This is a genomic window from Massilia scottii (genome assembly GCF_030846495.1).
Taxonomy (GTDB): domain Bacteria; phylum Pseudomonadota; class Gammaproteobacteria; order Burkholderiales; family Burkholderiaceae_D; genus Telluria_A; species Telluria_A violaceinigra.
The window spans coordinates 30,059-44,689 of record NZ_JAVCWM010000015.1 but is presented as its reverse complement, the minus strand read 5'-3'; the positions used below and the strand labels follow the sequence as shown (position 1 = coordinate 44,689).

The following is a 14,631-nucleotide window of genomic DNA, read 5'->3' as shown; positions in this document are numbered from 1 at the left end:
CCCGTTCGAGGAAGAGCATATGCAAATCAATGGAGAAATGGTCATCGGCCAACGCACCGTGCGCGGCACGGCCGGCGTGGTGCGCGCGATCGACCCGTCCCGTAACGACTCGATGGGCCCGGACTTCGGCCTGGCCACCGACGCCGACGTCGATGCCGCCTGCGCCCTGGCGCAAAGCGCCTTCGACGCCTACCGCAACACCACGCCGGAACAGCGCGCGGTCTTTTTGGAGACCATCGCCGAAGGCATCCTCCAACTCGGCTCCGCGCTGATCGAACGCGCCGCGCTCGAAACCGGCCTGCCGACGGCGCGCCTGGAAGGGGAACGTGGCCGCACCGTCAATCAACTGCGCCTGTTCGCCAAGGTCGCGCGCGACGGTTACTTCATCGACGCCACCATCGATTCGGCCCTGCCGGAGCGCGTGCCGCCGCGTCCCGATCTGCGCCTGCGCAAGATCCCACTCGGACCGGTCGCCGTCTTCGGCGCCAGTAACTTCCCGCTGGCGTTTTCGGTCGGCGGCGGCGATACCGCCTCGGCGCTGGCCGCCGGCTGCCCGGTCGTCGTCAAGGCGCACGGCGCCCATCTCGGCACCTCGGAACTGGTTGGCAAGGTCATTGCCCAGGCGGTGGCCGACTGCCAACTGCCCGAAGGCGTGTTCTCGATGCTGTTCGGCGAAGGCCGCCAGATCGGCCAGCGCCTGGTCGACCATCCGGCCGTCAAGGCGGTTGGCTTCACCGGCTCGCGCCAGGGCGGCCTGGCGCTGATGCGCACCGCCGCCCTGCGCGCCGAACCGATTCCCGTGTACGCCGAAATGAGCAGCATCAATCCGGTGTTCCTGCTGCCGGCCGCCTTATCAAACGACCGCGCCGCCGTGGCGCAGGGCTTCGTCGATTCGCTGACCCTGGGCGTGGGCCAGTTCTGCACCAATCCTGGCCTGGTCATGGGTCTGCAGGGCGACCACTTCGACCAGTTCGTCGAAGCGGCTGCAAGCGCGCTGCAAGGCAAGGGCGCCGGCACCATGCTCACCCCGGGCATCCACAAGGCCTACCTGGGCGGCGTGGAACAGCTCTCCGGCATCGACGGCGTGACCCTGGTCGCCAAGGGCAAGCCGGAAGGCGCCGGCTGCGCGGCGCAAGCCTCGCTGTACGTGTGCGAAGCGGCCACCTATCTGTCCACCCCTGCGCTGGAGTCCGAAATCTTCGGACCGTGCGCCTTGCTGGTGCGCTGCCGCGATGCGGAGCAGATGCAGCAGGTCGCCGAACACCTCGAAGGCCAGCTGACCGCCACCGTGCACGCCCTGGCCGCCGACCGTGCGCACGCTGCGGCGCTGCTGCCGGTGCTGGAACGCAAAGCGGGCCGCATTCTGTTCAACGGCTACCCGACCGGCGTCGAAGTGGCGCATGCGATGGTTCACGGCGGCCCGTTCCCGGCCACCTCGGACAGCCGCAGCACCTCGGTCGGCGCGTCCGCCATCGACCGTTTCCTGCGGCCCGTGTGCTACCAGAATGTGCCGGCGGACTTGCTTCCGGACGCACTTGCCGACAATAATCCCCTGGGCCTGACCCGCCTTGTCGACGGAGGCATGCAGCTCCCGCAGTAACAGCTGGTTGCGCCGCCGGAGAACCGGGTGTGGAGACACCTTCCGGCGGCGCTGTTTCTAAAAACAACCATAAAGAAGCGACCGATGAACCAGCAAGTCATAGGCAAGTACCGGTGGACGATTTGCGCCCTCCTGTTTTTCGCCACCACCATCAATTATCTGGACCGCCAGGTCCTCAGTCTCCTTGCCACCGACCTGTCGAAGGAATTCGGCTGGTCCAATACCGATTACGCCAACATCACGGCGGCCTTCCAGTTCGTGTACGCGTTCTCGATGCTGTTCGCCGGCCGCGTGATCGACAAGCTCGGAACCAAGCGCGCCTTCGTACTGGCCATTACCATCTGGTCGCTCGGCGCCATCATGCACGCTTTCGCCATCGGCATCGGCGAAGGCATCAACGGCATCCTGACCAGCCTTGGCATGACCGTGGTACCGGTATCGATCGCCGGCTTCATGATGTCGCGCGCGGTGCTGGCGCTGGGCGAAGCGGGTAACTTCCCGGCCGCGATCAAGGCCACCGCCGAGTACTTCCCCAAGAAGGAGCGCTCGTTTGCCACCGGTATCTTCAACTCCGGCGCCAACGTCGGCGCCATCCTGGCGCCGCTCACCGTACCGGTGATTGCCGCCGCGTGGGGCTGGCAGATGGCGTTCATCATCATCGGCGGGATCGGCTTCTTCTGGATGGCCGCGTGGATGGTGTTCTACGATACCCCGGCCAGCCAGGCGCGCATGGGCAAGGCGGAACTGGACTACATCAACAGCGATTGCGCGGTGGTTCCCGATCCTGCGGCGGGCGCTCCCGCGGCGGGCATCGTCAAGCCGAAAACCTCGTGGTTCAAGCTGCTCGGCTACCGTCAGACCTGGGCCTTCGCGCTCGGCAAATTCATGACCGACGGCGTGTGGTGGTTCTTCCTTTTCTGGCTGCCCAAATACCTGGCCGCGACCTATGGCCTGAAAGGCACCGACATCATCGTGCCGCTGGCCGTCCTGTACAGCATGACCATGGTCGGCAGTATCGGCGGCGGCTGGTTCCCGACCTACTTCATCAACCGCGGCGACAATCCCTACGACGGACGCATGAAGGCCATGCTGGCCATCGCGTTCATTCCGCTGGTGGTGCTGCTGGCGCAACCGTTCGGCTACATCAGCTTCTGGGTACCGGTGATCCTGATCGGCATCGGCGCATCGGCCCACCAGGCCTGGTCGGCGAACATCTTCACCACCGTCTCCGACATGTTCCCGAAGCATAGCGTCGGCTCGGTGGTGGGCATCGGCGGCATGGCCGGCGGCATGGGCGGCGTGCTGCTCACCAAGCTCGGTGGCTGGCTGTTCGATTACTATGGCGCCATGGGCCAGATCAGCACCGGCTACATGATCATGTTCTCGATCTGCGCGCTGGCCTACCTGGCTGCATGGTCGATGATGAAAACACTGGTGCCGCGCTACCGCGAAATCACCGATCTGTAAGGGAAATATGAGCAAGCAAGCCAGCATCGAAAAAGTACCGGGCGTGAGCTGCAAGGTGGGCGAAAGCCCGCTGTGGAGCGCGCGCGAAGGCGCCTGGTATTGGGTCGACATTCTCGGCAGGCGCGTCTGGCGCCTCGATGCGGCAAGCGGCGAGCAGCGTATCTGGTTCACCGCCGAAATGCCGGCCTGTCTGGCGCTCACCGGCAGCGGCACCCTGCTCGCGGGGATGGAGACCGGCGTGTTCGAGCTCACGCTCGATGTCGAGGTGCATGCGCATGCGTCGCTGCTGGCCGCGCTGCCCGACCTGAAGAAGGGCATGCGCTTCAACGACGGCCGCTGCGACCGCCAGGGACGCTTCTGGAGCGGCACGCTGGACCTCGACCAGCCCGAACTGCGCGCCGCAGGTTCCCTGTACCGCTACACGCGCGAGCAGGGCTTCTCGGCGCCGGTGGTATCGAACCTGGTGGTGCAGAACGGCCTGGGTTTTTCGCCGGACGGACGCACCATGTATTTGTCCGACTCGCACGTCTCGCGCCAGATGATCTGGGCCTTCGACTACGACACCGACAGCGGCACGCCGCACAACCAGCGCGTGTTCGTCGACATGAACGCGCACCAGGGCCGTCCCGACGGCGCGGCGGTCGATGTCGACGGCTGCTACTGGATTTGCGGGAACGACGGCGGCTGCCTGCTGCGCTTCACGCCAGAGGGCAAGCTCGATCGCACCATCGACCTGCCGCTGCTCAAGCCATCGATGTGCAGTTTCGGCGGCCCCGATATGGACACCTTGCTGGTCACCTCGATCGCGGCCGGCAGGAAGCCCGAGGACACCGAATCGGGCGCGCTGCTGCTGGTGCGCCCCGGCGTGCAGGGCATGCCCGAGACGCGTTTTCGCGACTGAGGCGGCTAAGGTGAACATCGCGCGACTCGATCCTGCGCACGCTGCGGCGTACCGGTCGATCACGCTCGAAGCGCTTGCGCTCCACCCCGACGCCTACACATCCGGCGAACCTGAGCGCGCCGCCTTGCCGGCATCATGGTGGGAAGCGCGCCTGAACCCGGACCCGGCATCGAACGAAGTGGTGCTCGGTGCGTTCGGCGCCGACGGTACGCTTGCCGGCACCGTCGGCCTGTCGTTCGAGGTGCGCGAAAAAGGGCGCCACAAGGTCACCTTGTTCGGCATGTACGTCACGCCCCTGTACCGCCGCGGCGGGCTTGGCGGGCAATTGCTCAACGCCGCCCTGGACTACGCCCGTTCGCGTCCGCACGCAAAAATCGTCCAGCTCACGGTCACCGAAGAAAACGGTGCTGCCCGCGGCCTGTACGAACGGCTCGGTTTCACCGCCTTCGGCGTGGAGCCGTTCGCCATCGCGCTGGGCGAACGCTATCTCGCCAAGGTCCACATGTGGCGCGCGCTCGCTCCCCTGGAGGCCCGGGACTAAAAGCCTGGTGCGGTGGACAGGCGTGGCAGCTGGCGCGGCTGGCGCACCCGGTGAGCCGGGGCGGCCTTGCTCGTCGTCGCATGGCTGGACATGCGTTTTGCTTGCGGCTCGTGTGCCGCAGGCGCCGGATCGACGACGAAAAATTCGACGACTTGCGCCAGGCGTTGCGCTTCGCCCTTCATCGTCTGGGCGGCACTGGCCGCTTCCTCGACCAGGGCGGCATTCTGCTGGGTTACCTGGTCGAGCTGCGCAACAGCGCGGTTGATCTGGTCGATGCCCGTCGCCTGTTCCTGGGTGGCCGCCGAGATTTCGTCAATGACTTCGTTTGCCTTGATGATGGCGCCAACGACGTCACGCATGGTGTCTCCGGCGCTGCGGGCAAGTTGCGTGCCGGAGGACACCTGGTCCAGCGATTCATTGATCAGTTGCTTGATCTCTTTCGCCGCCGCGCTGGAGCGCTGCGCCAGGGTCCGCACCTCTGTTGCGACCACCGCGAATCCACGGCCATGCTCACCGGCGCGCGCAGCCTCGACCGCCGCATTCAGCGCCAGGATATTGGTCTGGAAAGCGATGCCATCGACCACGCTGGTGATATCGGCGATGCGCCTGGCCGACGCCGAGATGGCGTCCATTTTTGCAACCACTTGCTCCACGGCGCTACCACCGATCCGGGCGGTATTCGATGCGTCCCGTGACAGGGCTTGGGCATGCAAGGCATTTTCCGCGTTATGGCGCACGCTGGCATTCATCTGCTCCATGGACGAGGCGGTCTGCTCCAGCGCGGCGGCTTGCTGTTCCGTCCGGCTCGACAATTCCATGTTTCCAGCTGCGACGTCGGCCGAGATCGATGTAATTGCATCGGTTCCGGAGCGCACTTCGGTAACCACCGATGCCAGGCGATCGGTCATGCTCTGCACCGAGGCCAGCAAGCGCCCGCTTTCGTCCTGCGACGTGATCTGCACGCGTCCCGTCAGGTTGCCCGATCCCACCGTTTCCACAGCGCGCAATGCATTTCCAAAAGGCTGCACAACCAGCTTTCGTACAATGAAATACAGCATCGCCGTCACGATCAGGACCATCAGCAAGCCCATCAAGGCAGCCTGGTTGCGCTGGCGCGTGGCGCCGGCGGTGACTTCGTCCAGATAGGCGTCGCCGACGATAAGCAGCTTCCAGTCCTTGACGGTGCTGAACGCCGCGATGCGAACGCGCGCGTCGCGCCCCTCTTTACCTGCCTCGGCGTAGCGCAGCACGCCGTTGGCCTGGGTCAGCATGGTTTGCACGTAGGGTTGTCCCGTTTCATCGCGTGCGTCGAGCAGGTTCGCGCCTTCTTGCTGACGGTGGACAAGCGCTTTGCCAAGCTCTTTTCCGGGCCGCGCATTGAGAACGTAAAATCCGCCCTCGCTTCCCAGTTTGATCGACTTGATGCCTTCCCCGAGCAGACGCATGGAATCGGTGAAATTGATGCCCACATACAGCACCCCGATCACTTTTTTGGCGGTATCGACGATGGGCGTGTAGCGCGTCATATACTGGCCGCCGAACAGGCTTGCCGACCCGGCGTAACTCTGGCCGTCCAATAGCACCTTGTACGCGGGGTGGGCGTGGTCGAGCGCCGTGCCGATTGCCCGCTTTCCATCTTCCTTTTTATGTGACGTCGTTACGCGGAAAAAGTCGTCCCCCTGCCGTACAAAAATCGTCGCGTAGGCGCCGGTCTGTGCCGTGAACGCATCCGGGATACCGAAGTCAAGGTTGACGGCTTTGCCATCGAGCGTCATGACCGATACCTGTTTGCCTGCCACATCGACCATGTTGGCCGGATCGACAGCGAATTCGCCCCGCAAGGAATCCGCAAATACTTTTGTGTAAGCGCCGACCTGTGTCCGAAGGCTTTGATCGAGCACTTCGACGGTGGTTCTGAAAAGCCGGCTTTTTTCGGTCACGTTCAGGACCGCTTCCTCTTCCGCTTGCTGTTGACTAGTCACGTTCGTGAGCACCACGAAGATGCTGAACAGGCCACCGACGGCCACCAACATCGCAGCAGCGACCTTGGTACCGATTTTAGCGCTTGAGAATCCGAAAGTTTTCATGTTGACCTCATTATTTTGATAAGACATATTGCCCTGAGGAATCATAAAGCGCAATCGAATTTTCGCATTTTTGTGCGAATTTCTCACTTTCACCAAATTCAGCACTTTTTAACCGCGACAACAATTGCACATGGGATATAATTCTCTTCATGTCGATCCTTCCCCCCCACCCTCCAGCTCCCGTCGACCCGGTCCTTACGACACGCGAGGCGGCGTATGAACTTGGCGTCAGTATTAGTACTGCTCAGTTGTGGATGGAGAGCGGGGCGCTTCCCTCATGGAAAACTCCCGGGGGACACCGGCGCTGCCGCCTCAGTGCAGTGGTGCGTCTGCAGGGCAGCAGGCAGGATGGGGCCGCGCCGCGGCAAGCGGAAAAGCTGGCGGAGGAATTCGTCAAACCGCCGACAGCGTCCTATCCGATGCTGGAAACGGAACAGCAACGGCTCAGTGCACTGTCGGCCAGTGGCTTGATCGGCAGTCCGCCTGACCCTGCATTCGACCGGCTGACCTGGCTGGCGTCGCACATCACGGGATGCCCGATGGCCGTGGTGTCCTTGTTGACGTCAGAGCGTCAGTGGTTCAAATCCCGTGTCGGGCTCGACGCGGCGCAAACGCCGAGGGACGCCGCGTTCTGCAGCCATACGATCTTGTCGCCAGAGGGAATGGTGGTTGAGGATGCGTGGACAGATGAGCGTTTTGCCGCCAACCCCCTGGTTCTGGGGGACCCGCACATCCGGTTTTATGCTGGCATACCTGTCACTGATCGGGAGTCGAACCGGCTCGGTACCCTTTGCGTGCTCGATTCGGCACCGCGTCAACTCACCGAGGACCAGCACCGTGGCCTGAAGGAATTGGCAGCGATCGTCACTGGCGAGATTTCTCGCCCAAAGTAGACCGGCCGGTATCGATGACGCAGCGGTTGCAGCGGTGCGCTGACTACTTCGCCTTGCGCGACGACCAGTGAAAATGCAGCACCACCCAGCCGTCGCCCTTTTTCTCCAGCAGCGCCGTCTCGGTTCCCACCGCATTGATCTTCTTGCCCTTGAACGTACCCTTACTCTCGGTTTCGTCCAGGATGATGGCGATGTTGCCGTCGATCCGCTCCTTGTGCCGCAGCACCCGGCGCGTGGTGGCCCTGGCGAACGCAATGTCGTCCGCCAGGTGATGGTCCGCATATTCGCTGCGCGAACGTTCTATATGACCGGCCTCGTAAATGACCGCATCGGGGCTCAGGAGCGCCATCGCACGCGCCTGGTCGCCCGCGTGCAGCGCGGCGTGGAAGGCCGCCAGCGTCTCGCTGGGCGTCGCCGCCCGGGCATGTAGCGATGCCAGTCCGAGGACGGCAAGCAGAACGTATTGACGCATCGGCTTCTCTCAGTCGTTGAAAAAAGCGTCAGTGTGCATGATTTTTGCCCGGTTTGGTCACTTGCAGCACCTTCTCGCCAGGTTTTGCCGCCATCCTGTCGGCATCCGGCGCGCGCACCGGCTCCGGTTTGGCGATGCCGCCTTCCTTCCATTCGTAGGCCACCGTTCCGGGCGGATGCTTGTACCAGCCCGGGTCCTTGTAGTCGCCGCGCGCCAGCCCTTTGCGCACTTTCATCATGGTGAACATGCCGCCCATGCCGATGCCGCCGAACGGGCCGCTCCCGGTCATCATCGGCAGCGTATTGTCCGGCAGCGGCATCTCCATTTCGCCCATGTCGGCCATGCCCTTGTCGCCCATGACCATGTAGCCCGGCACCAGCTTGTTGATCTTGCCGAGCACCTCGCGCTGGTCGACGCCGATCAGGGTCGGCACGTCATGGCCCATGGCGTTCATGGTGTGGTGCGATTTGTGGCAGTGGAAGGCCCAGTCGCCCGGCTCGTTGGCGACGAACTCGATCGCGCGCATCTGGCCGACCGCGATATCGGTCGTCACTTCCGGCCAGCGCGACGCCGGCGGCGTCCAGCCGCCATCGGTGCCGGTGACCACGAACTCGTGGCCGTGCATGTGGATCGGATGGTTGGTCATGGTCAGGTTGCCGACCCGGATGCGCACCTTGTCGTTCTGCGCGATGACCATCGGGTCGATGCCGGGAAAGGCGCGGCTGTTGAAGGTCCACAGGTTAAAGTCGAGCATCGTGTTGACCTTGGGCGTGTAGCTGCCCGGGTCGATGTCGTACGCGTTGAGCAAAAAGCAGAAGTCGCGGTCGACCCGCATGAAGTTGTGGTCCTTGGGGTGGGTGATCCAGAAACCCATCATCCCCATCGCCATCTGCGTCATTTCGTCGGCGTGCGGGTGGTACATGAAGGTGCCGGGACGCCTGGCCACGAATTCGTAGACGAAGGTCTTGCCCGGGTCGATGCCGGGCTGGGTCAGGCCGGTCACGCCATCCATGCCGTTGGGCAGGCGCTGGCCGTGCCAGTGCACGCTGGTGTGCTCGGGCAGCTTGTTGGTGACGAAAATGCGCACCCGGTCGCCTTCCACCACTTCGATGGTCGGTCCCGGCGACTGGCCGTTGTAACCCCACAGGTTGGCTTTCATGCCGGGCGCGATTTCGCGCACCACCGGTTCGGCCACCAGGTGGAATTCCTTGACGCCGTCCTTCATCCGCCAGGGCAAAGTCCAGCCGTTGAGGGTGACCACCGGGTTGTACGGGCGGCCGTTGGGGGGCATGAGCGGCGGCTGGGTCGCTGCCTTGTCCATGATGACCGCTTCCGGCAGCGATGCGGCGCCGACGCGCGAGACCAGTGCCGTGCTGACGGCAACCGCGCCCGCGCCGGTGAAGAAATTTCTACGTGAAACCATGTTGCATGTCCTTTCAGTGTTGGGCCGGCGCGGCGCTGGCGGCGCGTGGCGCCGGGGTTGCGGCTGCGGCGCTGTCGCCGGCACCGGTCAACGCGGCTTGCAGGGCGGCGTCGGCGATCCAGTAGTCGCGCTGCGCTTCGATGGCGGCGTTGACGCTGACAACCTGCTCGCGCGCGTCGGCCAGCAGTTCGAAGACGCTGATCAGCATCCCGTTGTAGCGCAGCAGTTGCTCGTCCGCGATGCGTTTTTTGAGCGGCACCACTTCGTCGCGGTAGTGGCGCGCCAGGTCGTAGGCGGTGCGGTAGGCGCCATAGCTTTCGCGCACCTGCGAGCGGGCGTCGACGGCAAAGCCGGCGGCGCGGTGCACCGCCTGCATGTACATCGCTTCGGCCTTGGCCACTCTGGCGCTGCCCCAGTCGAACAGCGGAATCTGCAATTCGATCTCGTAGCCGGTGGCGCGCTCGCCGGTTTCGCCGGTGTTGCGCAGGTAGCTCAGGTCGAGCAGGTTGACGAAGCGTGTGACGCGCGTCAGGCTAAGGGAGGAGGCCAGTCCGGCCAGTTCCTTTTGCGCCATCAGCATGTCGAGCCGGTTGTTCATGGCCTGCGCTTCGGCATCCATCACCTCGCGCGGGGCCGCCGGCAGGTCGGGCAGGCGTTGGGGCAGGGTCAAGGCAGCCGCGCTTGAAAGGCCCATCAGGCGCGTGAGCTTTTCGCGCTCTAACGTGCGGGTCTGGCGCGCGCGGGCCAGCTGGGCCACCGAATCGGCGTAAAACGCCTGTTCGCGCGCGTGCTGCAGTTTGCTCCAGTTGCCGGCCACCGCCATGCGGCGCGCCAGTTCGGCGCTCGCTTCGGCGGCGTTTTTCACCTGCTCCATGTACTCGGCGCTTTGCTGGGCCGCGACCGCGCCGTACCAGGCGCGCCGGGTGGCGTCGGCGGTGCGCAGCACCTCGCCGGCGGCGCGCAATTGCGCCTGTTCGTAGCGGCGCCGTTCGAGGCGCGTGGTGACCGGCATGGTCAAGAGGCCGATCACGGGCAGCATCAGCTTGCGTTCGATCTCGATGCCCTCGTGGCTTTTCAGGCGCCCGAAACTGAACACCGGGTTGGCGATGCGCCCGGCCTGCACCAGGTCCGCTTCGGCGATGCCCAGTTCCGCGTAGCCGGCCTGCAGGCTGCGGTTATTGAGCAGGGCGACGGTCACCGCATCGTCGGCCGACAAAGGCTTGGCCAGCAGCGCGGCGACCTCGCGCTCGACGCTGCCGGCGCCCGGTGCGGTGGCGGGAATGGCGTTGCCGGTGCGCTGCTGCGCGAGCTGGCGCACCTCGGCGTAGCCGCCATCGGGCGAGAACGATGCGCAGCCGGCGGCGCCGGCGCAGATGGCCGCCAGAGCGATGCGGCGCAGCGGAGTCGATAATCGTTGCATCGTCATTCCTTGTGGTGGTGGCCGTGGTGCGGTTCGGCCTTGGCCTCGGCCTTGGCCTCGGCCTTGGCCTTGGCTGGCTCCGGGCTCTTTTTCATGCTGCTCATGTCGTGGCCGGCATGCGGATCGTCAACCTTTGCTGCGTCCGGTGTTTTGGCGGCGCTCATGTCGTGACCGGCGTGGCCCATGTGGCCCATGTGGCCGGGCGCCTTGCGCAGCTGGTCGTTGGTATCCTTCCAGGATGCCGGTTGCGGCTCCTGGTAGGTGCGGTACCCGGCAAAGGCCGAGTCGTAGGCAGGTGGTGCGGCGCTCGTTTGCGCCAGCGCCGGCGACGCGGCGGCAAGCAGCAGCGGCCATATCAGGCGAAGGGAATTCATGACAACCTCAATCGTGTTGGTTAAAAGTCGCTGGTCCGCGGACGGACCAGGGGCATTCAGGCGATCGGGGAATGAGGGGGACGTTCCAGGCCGCCGGGAATATGCGCCGTCACGTGCACGGCGGCATAGGCAATCCGTTCGGATGCAAGCGCTCGCGCATCGGCCAGCGCGGCAAAGGCCGGGGCAATGGCCATGCCCACGCAGCAGAATGCACAGTTACTGCACTTGGCGGGGCTGTCCGGCTGGTGGCAATGACTTTCGTCCATGCTGACGACCGGTGCCCTGGCCGCCTCGCACAGCGCCGACGAGGCTGCGGCGAAGCCCTGTAAAGGGATCGCGAGCAGCAACAGCCAGACCAGCAATGTTCTCAAGGACGTCATGGGCAAAGTCTAGCACATGGAAAATCGGCGCCGCACCGGTGCTTACCGGGCCACTGTCGCAGGGTAGCCGGCATCGGCCAGGCTGGCGACAATGCGCTCCTGCGCCGCTGTCGTGTTCAGCAGGGCCGTGCGCGCCGGCATGTCGAACGCGATGACGGCATCCTGGTCCAGCTCCTTGACGGTCTTGGTAATGACGCCTGCGCAATGGCCGCAGCTCATGTCGGGGATACTCAGCTTGATCATGGCGGAACTCCTGGTGGTGGATGTGACAAACGCCATTGTCGACGTTCCCACCGTGGGAAGGTCAAGCGGTTTTTTCGCTTGACCTTACTATAATGGGAAGCTTGATCATGGCGGCATACGGTTGTATAGGAGCAAGAAATGACTACCACGACAATGCAGGACAAGCAGGGCGCCTTTGAAACGTCGCTGGACGTGGGCGGCATGACGTGCGCCTCGTGCGCCGGACGGGTCGAAAAAGCGCTGCGCGCGGTGCCGGGCGTGCAGGGCGCCACCGTCAATCTGGCCACCGAGAAAGTACTGGTCACCGGCGCCGGCCAATCGCTCGACCCCGCCCAGCTGATTGCGGCGGTCGAGCGCGCCGGCTACACGGCCAGGGCGCCTGCCGAGACAGCGCCACCGCCCGCGCCGCCACGCGCGCTGTCCGAACCGGCGGAAATCGCGATTGCCGCCGCCCTGACCATCCCCTTGCTGGCACCGATGCTGTTGGCAGCGGTGGGCATCGACTGGATGCTGCCTGCCTGGGTGCAATGGCTGCTGGCCACGCCTGTGCAGTTCTGGATCGGCGCGCGCTTCTACCGTTCCGCATGGAAAGCGTTACTGGCCAGAAGCGGGAACATGGATTTGCTGGTCGCGCTCGGCACCTCGGCCGCGTACGGCCTGAGCCTGTACCAATGGCTCGGGCAGCCGCAGCATCATGGGGCGCACCTGTACTTCGAGGCGGCCGCCGTGGTGATCACCCTGGTGCGCCTCGGCAAGTGGCTGGAAACGCGGGCCAAGCGCCAGACCACTGAAGCGATCCGCGCCTTGCAGTCCCTGCGGCCGGCAACGGCGCGCGTGCGCCGCAACGGCGTGGAGAGCGACATCCCGATCGCTGCATTGAAGGTTGGCGACGAGGTCGTGATTCGCCCCGGCGAGCGCATTCCGATGGATGGCACCGTCATCGAAGGCGCCAGCCATGCCGACGAATCGATGCTGACCGGCGAAAGCCTGCCCGTGAGCAAGGCCGTGGGCGCGCGCGTGATCGGCGGGGCGGTCAACGGTGAAGGCATGCTGCTTGCCCGCGCCAGCGCCATCGGCACCGAAACCGTGCTGGCGCGCATCATCCGCGCGGTCGAGGACGCGCAGGCGGCCAAGGCGCCGATCCAGCGCCTGGTGGACAAGGTCAGCGCCGTGTTCGTGCCGGCCATCATCGTCATCGCGCTGCTCACCTTCTTCGGCTGGTGGCTGGCCAACGGCGACTGGAGTGCGGCGCTGCTCAACGCGGTGGCGGTGCTGGTCATTGCCTGCCCCTGCGCGCTGGGGCTGGCCACGCCGACGGCAATCATGGCCGGTACCGGCGTTGCCGCCAAATACGGCATCCTGATCAAGGATGCCGAGGCGCTGGAACTCTTGCATGGCGTCACCGTGGTGGCTTTCGACAAGACCGGCACGCTGACTGCCGGCAAGCCGCGCCTGACCGCGACCGTGGCGGCGCAGGGCGACGAGCAAGCCTTGCTGGCGCTGGCGGCCGCCGTGCAGCAGGGCAGCGAGCACCCGCTGGCCCGTGCTGTCGGGGACGCGGCGCGGGCGGCGGGCGTCGTCACGGTGACCGCCTCGGGAACACGTGCGCTGGCCGGGCTGGGCGTGAGCGCGACGGTGGATGGCCGGCAGCTGTTGCTGGGCAATGCGGCGCTGATGCGCCAGCACGGCATCGACATTGCCCCGCTGGCCGCGCAGGGGGAGGCGCGCGAGGAGGCCGGCGAGACCGTGTCGTGGCTGGCCGACGCCGGGCAAAGCCCGCGCCTGCTCGGCATGCTCGCCTTTGGCGACGCGCTCAAGCCGGAAAGCAGGCAGGCCATCGAGCGCCTGCACGCGGCCGGCATCCGCACGGTGATGCTCAGTGGCGACAACCCCGGCAGCGCGCGCCATATCGCGGGCCAGCTCGGCATCGACGAGGTGCACGCGCAGGTGCTGCCCGAGGGCAAGGCAGCCATCATCGCGGCCCTGCGCGCCAAGGGCGAACGGGTGGCCATGGTGGGCGACGGCATCAACGACGCGCCGGCGCTGGCGGCGGCCGATATCGGCGTGGCCATGGGCAGCGGTACCGACGTGGCGATGCATACGGCCGGCGTGACCTTGATGCGGGGCGATCCGCGCCTGCTGGTCGACGCCATCGATATCTCGCGCCGCACCTACAGCAAGATTCGCCAGAACCTGTTCTGGGCGTTTGTGTTCAATGTGATCGGCGTGCCGCTGGCGGCGTTCGGTCTGCTTAATCCGATGATTGCAGGGGCGGCGATGGCGTTTTCCAGCGTGTCGGTGGTGAGCAATGCGCTGCTGCTCAAGCGCTGGGTTGCGGGAGGGAAAACATGATGATGAATATCGGCGAGACGTCCAAGGCGTCGGGGGTGTCGGCGAAGATGATCCGGCATTACGAATCGATCGGGCTCATTGGCGAGGCGCAGCGCACCGATGCGGGCTACCGGGTGTACGGGCCGCGCGATGTGCAGGTGCTGCAGTTCATTCACCGCAGCCGGGAACTGGGGTTTGCGCTGGAGCAGATCAAGACCTTGCTGGCCTTGTGGCAGGACAAGCAGCGCGCCAGCAAGGACGTGCGCGCGATGGCGAAGCAGCATATCGCGGAGCTGGATAAAAAAATCAACGACATGCAGTCGATGAAGCGCACGCTGGAAAAACTGGCTGGCGCCTGCCACGGCGACGATCGCCCGGACTGCCCGATCCTCGACGATTTGTCGCTGGGTTAAGCCTGCATTCATGAATGGCGTGCCTGAACCTGTCCGACGTTCGGGCTGCCGCCAGCGCTTGCGGGTCTAAAGAACGAGTCCGGATG

The 14,631-nt window shown here is 65.0% G+C and carries 14 protein-coding genes and 1 pseudogene; 8 read left to right on the top strand and 7 right to left on the bottom strand.

Annotation, left to right across the window (positions count from 1 at the left end; translation table 11 throughout):
- Positions 1-19: 19 nt before the first annotated feature.
- From RBA41_RS20685 to RBA41_RS20670, 4 genes are all read left to right on the top strand, one after another.
- Complete coding sequence (locus tag RBA41_RS20685) at positions 20-1,600, top strand: aldehyde dehydrogenase (NADP(+)) (protein WP_306626143.1); 1,581 nt, start codon at positions 20-22, stop codon at positions 1,598-1,600.
- A gap of 84 nt (positions 1,601-1,684) precedes the next feature.
- The gene (locus RBA41_RS20680; protein WP_306626142.1) at positions 1,685-3,067 is read left to right on the top strand and encodes an MFS transporter; all 1,383 of its coding nucleotides are present in this window, start codon (positions 1,685-1,687) and stop codon (positions 3,065-3,067) included.
- Between the two features lie 7 nt (positions 3,068-3,074).
- Complete coding sequence (locus RBA41_RS20675) at positions 3,075-3,968, top strand: SMP-30/gluconolactonase/LRE family protein (RefSeq protein WP_306626141.1); 894 nt, start codon at positions 3,075-3,077, stop codon at positions 3,966-3,968.
- A 10-nt stretch (positions 3,969-3,978) separates the two neighbouring features.
- Positions 3,979-4,509, top strand: coding sequence for a GNAT family N-acetyltransferase (locus RBA41_RS20670; protein ID WP_306626140.1), 531 nt, complete (start codon positions 3,979-3,981; stop codon positions 4,507-4,509).
- Here the strand turns inward: RBA41_RS20670 and RBA41_RS20665 are convergent.
- Positions 4,506-6,701 carry a methyl-accepting chemotaxis protein gene (locus RBA41_RS20665; RefSeq protein WP_306626139.1) on the bottom strand — a complete coding sequence of 732 codons (2,196 nt, stop codon included), beginning with the start codon at positions 6,699-6,701 and terminating at the stop codon, positions 4,506-4,508. The genes RBA41_RS20670 and RBA41_RS20665 overlap by 4 nt on opposite strands.
- Before the next feature lie 44 nt (positions 6,702-6,745).
- On the opposite strand from RBA41_RS20665, the pseudogene RBA41_RS20660 reads away from it, so the two are divergent.
- Together RBA41_RS20660 and RBA41_RS20655 are read left to right on the top strand one after the other, a co-directional pair.
- A pseudogene (locus tag RBA41_RS20660) lies at positions 6,746-6,916 on the top strand (excisionase family DNA-binding protein); the annotation flags it as partial.
- Positions 6,917-6,919: 3 nt separating this feature from the next.
- Positions 6,920-7,489: a GAF domain-containing protein gene (locus tag RBA41_RS20655; RefSeq protein WP_306626279.1), complete on the top strand. Its 570-nt coding sequence runs from the start codon at positions 6,920-6,922 to the stop codon at positions 7,487-7,489.
- A 43-nt stretch (positions 7,490-7,532) separates the two neighbouring features.
- Here RBA41_RS20655 and RBA41_RS20650 read toward each other — a convergent pair whose 3' ends face one another.
- From RBA41_RS20650 to RBA41_RS20625, 6 genes are read right to left on the bottom strand one after another with little or no spacing between them, the layout of a single operon-like run.
- Positions 7,533-7,961, bottom strand: coding sequence for a YybH family protein (locus RBA41_RS20650; protein WP_306626138.1), 429 nt, complete (start codon positions 7,959-7,961; stop codon positions 7,533-7,535).
- A gap of 28 nt (positions 7,962-7,989) precedes the next feature.
- The gene (locus tag RBA41_RS20645; RefSeq protein ID WP_306626137.1) at positions 7,990-9,384 is read right to left on the bottom strand and encodes a multicopper oxidase family protein; all 1,395 of its coding nucleotides are present in this window, start codon (positions 9,382-9,384) and stop codon (positions 7,990-7,992) included.
- Positions 9,385-9,397: 13 nt separating this feature from the next.
- Positions 9,398-10,804 carry a TolC family protein gene (locus tag RBA41_RS20640; protein WP_306626136.1) on the bottom strand — a complete coding sequence of 469 codons (1,407 nt, stop codon included), beginning with the start codon at positions 10,802-10,804 and terminating at the stop codon, positions 9,398-9,400.
- 2 nt (positions 10,805-10,806) lie between these two features.
- Positions 10,807-11,178, bottom strand: a complete 372-nt coding sequence (locus RBA41_RS20635) for a hypothetical protein (RefSeq protein ID WP_306626135.1) — start codon at positions 11,176-11,178, stop codon at positions 10,807-10,809.
- Positions 11,179-11,234: 56 nt separating this feature from the next.
- Positions 11,235-11,558 carry a hypothetical protein gene (locus RBA41_RS20630; protein WP_306626134.1) on the bottom strand — a complete coding sequence of 108 codons (324 nt, stop codon included), beginning with the start codon at positions 11,556-11,558 and terminating at the stop codon, positions 11,235-11,237.
- A gap of 42 nt (positions 11,559-11,600) precedes the next feature.
- The gene (locus tag RBA41_RS20625; protein WP_306626133.1) at positions 11,601-11,801 is read right to left on the bottom strand and encodes a heavy-metal-associated domain-containing protein; all 201 of its coding nucleotides are present in this window, start codon (positions 11,799-11,801) and stop codon (positions 11,601-11,603) included.
- 138 nt (positions 11,802-11,939) lie between these two features.
- Here RBA41_RS20625 and RBA41_RS20620 point away from each other — a divergent pair, with 138 nt between their 5' ends.
- Both RBA41_RS20620 and cueR read left to right on the top strand, forming a co-directional pair.
- A complete protein-coding gene (locus RBA41_RS20620; RefSeq protein WP_306626132.1) occupies positions 11,940-14,153 on the top strand; it encodes a heavy metal translocating P-type ATPase in 2,214 nt (737 codons plus the stop codon).
- 2 nt (positions 14,154-14,155) lie between these two features.
- Complete coding sequence (cueR, locus tag RBA41_RS20615; protein WP_306626278.1) at positions 14,156-14,545, top strand: Cu(I)-responsive transcriptional regulator; 390 nt, start codon at positions 14,156-14,158, stop codon at positions 14,543-14,545.
- Positions 14,546-14,631 lie beyond the last annotated feature (86 nt).